1 protein-coding gene is annotated in these 1,609 nt (G+C 66.1%); it reads left to right on the top strand.

What is annotated here, in order from left to right; translation table 11 throughout:
* Nucleotides 1–413: 413 nt before the first annotated feature.
* Nucleotides 414–1,609: DUF1996 domain-containing protein (locus tag ABZ070_RS37250; RefSeq protein WP_356640628.1), on the top strand; the 1,196-nt coding region annotated here is incomplete at its 3' end.

Here is a 1,609-nt window from a genome sequence, read left to right on the forward strand (position 1 = left end):
CCCGAGCGCTTCTCCCGCCACTTCGGTGACGCGCCGATCGTCGAGGTCAGCGGGCGCACGTATCCGGTGGAGGTGCGCTACCAGCCGCGGCGGTGCCGGGTCCCTCCGGGGAGCCATGGGGCGAGCCGAGCCGGGGCTGCCGGTGGTGGACGACGACCACCGCCGTCTGCTCGTCGTGCCGGCCTGTCGCGGCCAACGGCCGTACAGCGCAGGGCTGAAGCACCGAGAGGGGCAGGGGGCACGGGAATCGCCGAGGGCGAGCCGAGGAAGTCTGCCGGGTAGTGCCCGTTTTCGTCGTGGTCCAAACGGTTTGAGGCTGGAGGCTTCTACGATTTCTGCACACGGCTGAACGCCCTGTCGACGGTGTCCGTATGGAACGACGCGCTACTTCCCTCCCCCGGGATTGGAGTTCCATGGGACGCACATCGAGAAAACGCTCAACGCTGGCAAACCGGGCGATCGCTGCTTCGGCTGCCCTCATTCTGGGCGGGGGTGGGCTGGTCGCAGCCAATGTCTACGCATCCGCCGGCGAAGGCTGGGGCCAGCGAAGCCACAACCGGACCCAGAGTGTGGGGCAGCCGGTCTCCACCATCGACTGCCCGGAGGTCGTCAATTCCATCAAGGAAGTACCCGACGACCAGCGTTTCGCCGTCGACCGCGAACTCGCCACTCTGGACACCCAGATCACCACGTATTACCAGCGGTTCGCCGACAACAAGGAGCGGGTCCAGAGCGACCGCAACTTCGCGCAGAACGAGATCCTCACACCGCTGAAGAACGAACGGCTGGTGATCATCCAGCGGATCGTCGCCATGATCGACCGCTCGGCCGAACGGCCCCAGGGTCTCGAGGCGACTGCACCGTGCACGCTGCGCGGTGACGACAACGGCGGGAACGACGGTCAGAACGGAAACCAGAACGGGGACCAGAACGACGGCCAGAACGGCGACGGCGGCCAGGACCAGGGCCAGGACCAAGGCCAGGATCAGGGCCAGGACGGCGGCCAGGACGGCGGCGACCAGGGCAACGACAACGGCGGGAACAACGGCAACGGCGGCCAGGCGGGCAACGGCCCAGCGGCCGGCGACTTCGTCGACATCCAGACCGTCCAGCCGAACGTCCAGAACCCGCAAAAGCGCCGCGGCGCCTCCCGGGGCACCTTCGTCACCAATTGCGGCGTGAACGAGAACGGCAAGTTCAATTCCGACAATGTCATCGCCGCCCCCGGTGTGAGTAACGGTGCACACCACATGCACGACTACGTCGGCAACCAGGCCAACGACGCATTCGCCAGTGACGACGATTTCGCGAACGGAGACACCACCTGCAACAACCAGGGCGACAAGTCGACCTATTACTGGCCCGTGCTGCGCCTGCAGAACGGTCAGAACGAGTTCGACGCCGGTGTCGACGGCGGCGGCAACGACCAGAACGTCGGCGAGATCCAGACGCCGTCGCAGGTCACCCTGACGTTCGTCGGCAATCCCCGGAGCAAGGTCACCGCGATGCCGAAGTTCCTGCGCATCATCACCGGTGACGCGAAAGCCTTCGTCAATGGTGACGCGAATGCCAACGCGTCCTGGAGCTGCACCGGATTCGAGGACCGCCA

The organism is Streptomyces sp. NPDC006283 (genome assembly GCF_040613325.1).
In the GTDB taxonomy this organism is placed as follows: Bacteria; Actinomycetota; Actinomycetes; order Streptomycetales; family Streptomycetaceae; genus Streptomyces.